The following is a 7,086-nucleotide window of genomic DNA, read 5'->3' as shown; positions in this document are numbered from 1 at the left end:
GCTCGAGCGCCGATTTCAGCGCGTTCGCCAGTCCGCCGACGTTGACGCCGGCGCGCTGCAGCAGCGAACGGGCGCCGCCGTCGTCCTGGTTCAGCAGGGCGACCAGCAGGTGCACCGGATCGATGTACTGGTTATCGTTGCCGACCGCCAGGCTCTGGGCATCCGCCAGCGCTTCTTGAAGCTTGGTCGTCAGTTTGTCATGTCGCATGATGTACTCCACGGTCAAGATTGCCCTGGGTGCTACATTCACCCCATGACCGTCACGCTAACGATACTCGACAGGGAAGTCACTGGGCTTATTTGATCCACATCAAAAATTCCACCTAAAGTGCCTGAAGCCCCGCGATCGCCGCCTCAAACCCACGACGCGTGAAGACCTGAAGGTCCACGCCGCTGCCATCTCCAGCATGCCTTGCCGGATCATGCACCCGGGCCGTTCCACATCGGACAGAAGGACATGCTCGAACGTCGCAGTCCTGCTCGCGGCGTGCTGGCAATCCGCCCGCCCCTGCTGCAAGACGTCCTGGGCCACGGCCGGAGACCGATCCGGACAGTTTTCGGTGGCTGGACGATCCTTATTCTTCCAGCTTCCCGATCGCTGCGAACAGTCCAGCTGTCGTGGCATACGCTTCGCCCGAGGTTTGCCGCCCACGAACCAATGCCAGTTTTTCCAAGGGATCGACAGGGTTCGAAAAGCGCAGCGCCAGTACATCGGCCGGGCGCCTGGTGACGCTGGCAATTCGGTCGAGCCCGGCCCTCGGAGCGTTGGCGACCAGGATCGCGCTGGGCTTGCCGATTTCATCGAGCCAGCGGAAGAATCGTTCCCTGAGCTGCATGTCGACGGACATCATATCGATGACGAGATCACAGTCTTTCAGGTGGTGAAACCTGGCGGTGGCGCCAAACAGCGCCAGCCGCCTGTCGCGCTGGCCAGCCGCAAGTGCACCGCTGGCGACTGACTGCTGATAACGCGAGCGAAGCAGCGCAAGTCCTTGATCGAGTGCATCCCGCTTGTCGAAGACCGTGACCGGCATGCCGGTGTCGAGCAGGCCCATGGCAAGGCCGATACTCGCACCGTGGGCGCCCATGATCCCTACCCGGCCCACCGGTCGTACGGTGTCGTTCGCCGGCTGTTCGGAAAAGCCGGTGGTCTCGGCCAGGCTCCGCACATGCGGGTCAGTGTGAATCCGGCGGTGGTCGCGCAGATGATCGCCCATTGCGCCGTCGCCCGGCGGGGCAATCGCAAGACTGCTTCCGGAGCTGGAGTGCGTATTATTCATGCTTGTTCCATAGCTTGGTGAGCGTGTCGGGCGCCGCGCTCGGCAGACGCCCCGTTTCAGCCGCCGATCAGAACTGATTCATCGTATTGTGCTTGCCGCCGGCCTTCAGCGCGGCTTCGCCGCTGAAGTAGTCCTTGTGGTCGTCGCCGATATCCGAACCGGACATGTTCTGGTGCTTGACGCATGCGATGCCCTGGCGGATCTCCTTGCGCTGCACACCCGCCACATAACCCAGCATGCCTTGCTCGCCGAAGTATTCCCTGGCCAGGTTGTCTGTCGACAGTGCCGCGGTATGGTAGGTCGGAAGCGTGATCAGGTGGTGGAAGATGCCCGCCTCGCGCGCGGCGTCAGCCTGGAAGGTACGAATCCTTTCATCGGCGATGCGCGCCAGTTCGGTCTCGTCGTATTCCGCGCTCATCAGCATGTTGCGTTCGTATGCGCCGACATCCTTGCCCTCGGCCTTCATGCTGTCGAACACCTGCTGGCGGAAGTTCAACGTCCAGTTGAAGGACGGGCTGTTGTTATAGACCAGCTTCGCATTCGGAATCACCTTGCGGATCTCCTTCACCATACCGCCGATCTGGCCGATATGCGGTTTCTCGGTTTCGATCCACAGCAGGTCGGCGCCGTTCTGCAGCGAGGTGATACAGTCGAGCACGCAGCGCGCTTCGCCCGTCCCCTCGCGGAACTGGAACAGGTTACTCGGAAGACGCTTGGGGCGCACCAGCTTGCCGTTGCGGCTGAGGAGCACGTCGCCGTTAGTCAAGGACTCGACCGACACTTCTTCGGCGTCGAGGAAGGCGTTGTACTGGTCGCCCAGGTCGCCGGGTTCGCGGGTAAACGCGATCTGCTTGGTCAGGCCCGCGCCCAGGGAATCGGTACGGGCAACGATCACACCGTCATCCACGCCCAGTTCGAGGAAGGCGTAGCGGACCGCGCGGATCTTGGCGAGGAAGTCCTCGTGCGGCACGGTCACCTTGCCGTCCTGGTGGCCACACTGCTTTTCATCCGAGACCTGGTTTTCGAGCTGGATGCAGCAGGCGCCCGCTTCGATCATCTGCTTCGCCAACAGATAGGTCGCCTCGGCGTTACCGAAACCGGCGTCGATGTCGGCGATGATGGGCACCACATGGGTCACGTGCTGGTCGATCTTCTGCTGGATCGCCTCCCTGGCCGCGCCGGATGCGCCGTCCAGCTGGCGGAACAGGTCGCCCAGCTCGCGTGCATCGGCCTGGCGCAGGAAGGTGTACAGCTCCTTGATCAGGGCGGGCACCGCCGTCTTTTCATGCATCGACTGGTCCGGCAGCGGGCCGAACTCCGAACGCAGGGCCGCGATCATCCAACCCGACAGGTAGAGGTAGCGGCGATCCGTGCTGTTGAAATGCTTCTTTATCGAGATCAGCTTTTGCTGGCCGATGAAACCGTGCCAGCAGCCAAGCGACTGGGTATACATGGAAGGATCGGTATCGTAGGCGGCCATATCGTCGCGCATGATCCTGGCGGTGTAGCGTGCGATATCGAGGCCGGTCTTGAACCGGTTCTGGGCGCGCATGCGCGCGGCAGACTCGGGATTGATCGCATTCCATGCGCTTCCGTGCATTGCCTTGAGACTGGAAATCGATTCGATATCGGCTTGAAACTGAGACATGAATAACTCCTGATTTGCGGATTAAGAAACCTGGAAAAGCGGGCATGTCGCCAACGCCCTTAAAGCAAGACACTTCATGTATTTAATAGTACGCAGTTCTGCTGCGCTGCACGCATCGAGACCATCCGCAATGGAATAAATTAATTCCCTGAGTTTTCAAAGACTTGCAATTCTCATTCCGGATTGTGAAAACATGTCTTGCAGCGCAGGATAAAATCCTGCTGCTCCGCAGCGAGCATTTTGCATCGTGCAATGTCATTTACCGTGACGAAAACAAGGCGCTGCCTTTTCGTCTCCTCGTGGAAGGCAATCAAGAATGCCCAGGAAGCCAGATATGCGCTCCCATCGATCGGGACGAAAGGTGAATCGGGCCCTCTGATATGCACAGGACGTGTTCAATCGGGGGAAGGAGCATGCGAAGCCAGCCGCACGAGTTATTGCTCGGAACGAGGACATCCTCGCAGCGAAGGTCGGGCCTGAGCAGCGCATGCGACCTGCAATCTGTGGAGGCGCTCCACGCCATCGACAATGCTCGTCGAGATGGAAGCGCCCTGCTTTTCGCCGCTTACCGGTGCATGCCGGCACCAGGACTGCTCACGCACGCTGTCTCCGACGCTGCCGGGCCGCGCCGGTTTTTGCGCAACCAGGACGCCATGCTCGTTTCTTCGCAGTCGTTAGCGTGGAGGATTGCCGTGTGGAGAGTTTTTAAGTGGGTTAGTTATATTTTCGGCGACAATAGCGCAGTGGATTCTAAGAATCGTCGTTCTTGGCTATCAGCGCAGGAAACAAACAAGCCGCTGATCATTCAATCCGAATGATCAGCGGCTCGCTGGAACAGACTCAGTGATGGGTTACGTGCGTAACTCGCCTCATTCCCACTCGATCGTCGCCGGCGGCTTCCCCGAAATGTCATAAACAACCCGGTTCAGGCCACGCACCTCGTTGATGATCCGGTTCGACACCTTCCCAAGCAGCGCGTGCGGCAGGTGCGCCCATTGCGCCGTCATGAAGTCCAGGGTCTGCACCGCGCGCAGGGCCACCACGTATTCGTAGGTGCGGCCGTCGCCCATCACGCCCACCGACTTCACCGGCAGGAACACGGCGAAGGCCTGGCTGGTCGCCTCGTACCAGTTCACCGGCGCCTTGCCCGGATCGATCCCGCTTACTGCCGGCAGCTCGAACGGCGTATTGCGCAGTTCTTCGATGAAGATCGCGTCGGCTTCGCGCAGCAGGTCGGCATACTCCTTCTTGACCTCGCCCAGGATGCGCACGCCCAGGCCCGGGCCCGGGAACGGGTGGCGGTAGACCATGTCGTGCGGCAGGCCGAGCGCGACGCCCAGCTTGCGCACTTCGTCCTTGAACAGTTCGCGCAGCGGCTCGAGCAGCTTCAGGTTCAGGGTTTCCGGCAGGCCGCCCACGTTGTGGTGGCTCTTGATGGTCTGGCCTTTCTTGCCCTTGCCGGCCGATTCGATCACGTCCGGGTAGATCGTGCCTTGCGCCAGCCACTTCGCGTTGCTCAGCTTCTTGGCTTCGGCCTGGAACACTTCGACGAACTCGCGGCCGATGATCTTGCGCTTCTGCTCGGGGTCGGTGACGCCGGCCAGGTGGCCCATGAACTGGTCTTCGGCGTCGATGCGCAGCACCTTCACGCCGAGGTTTTTCGAGAACATGTCCATCACCATCTTGCCCTCGTCCTTGCGCAGCAGGCCGTGGTCGACGAAGACGCAGGTCAGCTGGTCGCCGATGGCGCGGTGGATCAGGGCGGCGGCCACGCTCGAGTCGACGCCGCCGGACAGGCCCAGGATGACTTCGTCGCTGCCGACCTGCTCGCGGATCTTCTGGACCGCTTCGCCGATGTAGTCGGGCATGTTCCAGTCCGACTTGCAGCCGCAGATCTCGTGCACGAAGCGGCCGATGATGGCTTCGCCCTGGCTGGTGTGGGTCACTTCCGGGTGGAACTGCAGCGCGTAGAAGCGGCGGTCTTCGTCGGCCATGGCGGCGATCGGGCAGCTGTCGGTCGAGCCCATCAGCTTGAAGCCCGGCGGCATGTCCAGCACCTTGTCGCCGTGGCTCATCCAGACGCGCAGCATGCCGTGGCCTTCGTCGGTCACGAAATCGTTGATGCCGTTCAGCAGCGCGGTATGGCCGCGCGCGCGCACTTCGGCGTAGCCGAACTCGCGCAGCTTGCCGTTCTCGACCTTGCCGCCGAGCTGGGCGGCCATGGTCTGCATGCCGTAGCAGATGCCGAGCACCGGCACGCCGGCTTCGAACACGGCCTGCGGGGCGCGCGGGGCGTCGCCTTCGAGCGTCGAGCTGTGGCTGCCCGACAGGATGATGCCGCTGGCGCCGTAGTTGCGGACGAACTCGTCGCTGACGTCGTACGGATAGACTTCGGAGAACACGCCGGCATCGCGTACGCGGCGCGCGATCAGCTGGGTAACCTGGGAACCGAAATCGAGGATGAGGATTTTCGAATGCATGAAGGGAGTCGACTGTAATTGGAATCGGGACCGTAGGGTGGGCGGATTTCCCGCCCACGCGTCCAACCGACTCTTGCATATCCTGCCCTGTCGCGACAGGGCCGGTGCTGGTTGAACGCGTGGGCAAGGGACTTGCCCACCCTACGAAAACGCGGCCAGTGCGGGCCGCGTTTCGTAGATATTTATTCCGAACGGTAGTTCGGCGCTTCCTTGGTGATCTGCACGTCGTGCACGTGCGATTCGCGCATGCCGGCCGAGGTGATCTCGACGAACTCGGCTTTCTCGCGCAGTTCTTCGATGGTCGAGCAGCCGCAGTAGCCCATCGACTGGCGCACGCCGCCGACCAGCTGGTACAGGATCGCCAGCACGCTGCCCTTGTAGGCGACGCGGCCTTCGATGCCTTCCGGGACGAACTTGTCGGCCTTGCTCGAGACTTCCTGGAAGTAGCGGTCGGCCGAACCTTCGGCCATCGCGCCCAGGCTGCCCATGCCGCGGTAGGATTTGTAGCTGCGGCCCTGGTACAGGATGACTTCGCCCGGCGCTTCCTCGGTGCCGGCGAACATGCTGCCCATCATGACGGTGTGGGCGCCGGCTGCCAGCGCCTTCGAGATGTCGCCCGAGAAGCGGATGCCGCCGTCGGCGATGCAGGGCACGCCGGTGCCTTCGAGGGCCTTGGCCACGTTCGAGATCGCGGTGATCTGCGGCACGCCGACGCCTGCCACGATGCGGGTGGTGCAGATCGAGCCCGGGCCGATGCCGACCTTGACTGCGTCCGCGCCGTACTCGACCAGGGCCTTCGCCGCGGCCGCGGTGGCGATGTTGCCGCCGATGACGTCCACGTGCGGGAAGCGTTCCTTGATCCACTTGACGCGGTCGAGGATGCCCTGCGAGTGGCCGTGCGCGGTGTCGACCACCAGCACGTCCACGCCGGCCTGCACCAGCAGTTCGATGCGCTCTTCGTCGCGTGCGCCCACGCCCACGGCCGCGCCGACCAGCAGTTTACCCTGCGAGTCTTTCGAGGCCAGCGGGTGCTCGTGCGATTTCTGGATGTCCTTGACGGTGATGAGGCCGCGCAGCTCGAAGGCCTCGTTGACGACCAGCACGCGCTCGAGGCGGTGCTTGTTCATCAGGCGCTTGGCTTCCTCGGTGTTGGCGTCTTCATTGACGTAGACCAGCTTTTCGCGCGGGGTCATCTTGGCGCGCGCTTCGGCGTCCAGGTCTTCCTCGAAACGCAGGTCGCGGTTGGTGATGATGCCGACCACCTGCTTGCCTTCGACCACCGGGAAGCCGCTGATGCCGTGCTGTTGCGACAGCGCGATCACTTCGCGGATCTTCATGGTGGGAGGAATGGTGATCGGGTCGCGCAGCACGCCCGCTTCGAAACGCTTGACGCGTGCTACTTCGCGAGCCTGGTCGGCCGGACGCAGGTTCTTGTGGATGATGCCGATGCCGCCCTCCTGAGCCATCGCGATCGCCAGACGTGCTTCGGTCACGGTGTCCATCGCAGCCGACAGCAGCGGGATATTCAGCGTGATATTCCGGGTCAGTTTGGTGCGAAGGGAAGTGTCGGCCGGAAGAACATTGGAGTAGGCCGGGACGAGCAGCACATCATCGAACGTGAGTGCTTTTTGGAGTAGACGCATAGCATTTTCCTATAGGCGCAAAAGTGAATTATACA

General features: G+C 62.2%; 5 protein-coding genes. All 5 read right to left on the bottom strand.

What is annotated here, in order from left to right:
• The coding region (locus AB3347_RS24700; protein WP_369094350.1) for a Clp protease N-terminal domain-containing protein at positions 1-208 on the bottom strand (208 nt) is incomplete at its 3' end.
• 367 nt (positions 209-575) lie between these two features.
• A complete protein-coding gene (locus AB3347_RS24695) occupies positions 576-1,280 on the bottom strand; it encodes a 3-hydroxyacyl-CoA dehydrogenase NAD-binding domain-containing protein (protein ID WP_369094349.1) in 705 nt (234 codons plus the stop codon).
• Between the two features lie 67 nt (positions 1,281-1,347).
• Positions 1,348-2,928: an isocitrate lyase gene (locus tag AB3347_RS24690; RefSeq protein WP_369094348.1), complete on the bottom strand. Its 1,581-nt coding sequence runs from the start codon at positions 2,926-2,928 to the stop codon at positions 1,348-1,350.
• An 869-nt stretch (positions 2,929-3,797) separates the two neighbouring features.
• Entirely contained in the window at positions 3,798-5,408 is a 1,611-nt protein-coding gene (gene guaA, locus AB3347_RS24685) for a glutamine-hydrolyzing GMP synthase (RefSeq protein ID WP_369094347.1), read from the bottom strand.
• 182 nt (positions 5,409-5,590) lie between these two features.
• Positions 5,591-7,051 (bottom strand): IMP dehydrogenase, encoded by a 1,461-nt coding sequence (gene guaB, locus AB3347_RS24680; RefSeq protein ID WP_369094346.1) that lies wholly within the window; start codon positions 7,049-7,051, stop codon positions 5,591-5,593.
• Positions 7,052-7,086: the final 35 nt, after the last annotated feature.

Source organism: Massilia sp. X63 (genome assembly GCF_041023745.1).
Lineage (GTDB): Bacteria > Pseudomonadota > Gammaproteobacteria > Burkholderiales > Burkholderiaceae_D > Telluria.
Note: the sequence above shows the minus strand (reverse complement) of the source record. Positions and strands in the feature narration are given on the sequence as shown.

Bases quoted from the DNA above. Each gene is read 5' to 3' on its own strand.
- AB3347_RS24690 (WP_369094348.1), bottom strand. From the start codon at position 2,928: ATGTCTCAGTTTCAAGCCGATATCGAATCGATTTCCAGTCTCAAGGCA.
- guaB (WP_369094346.1), bottom strand. From the start codon at position 7,051: ATGCGTCTACTCCAAAAAGCACTCACGTTCGATGATGTGCTGCTCGTC.
- guaA (WP_369094347.1), bottom strand. From the start codon at position 5,408: ATGCATTCGAAAATCCTCATCCTCGATTTCGGTTCCCAGGTTACCCAG.
- AB3347_RS24695 (WP_369094349.1), bottom strand. From the start codon at position 1,280: ATGAATAATACGCACTCCAGCTCCGGAAGCAGTCTTGCGATTGCCCCG.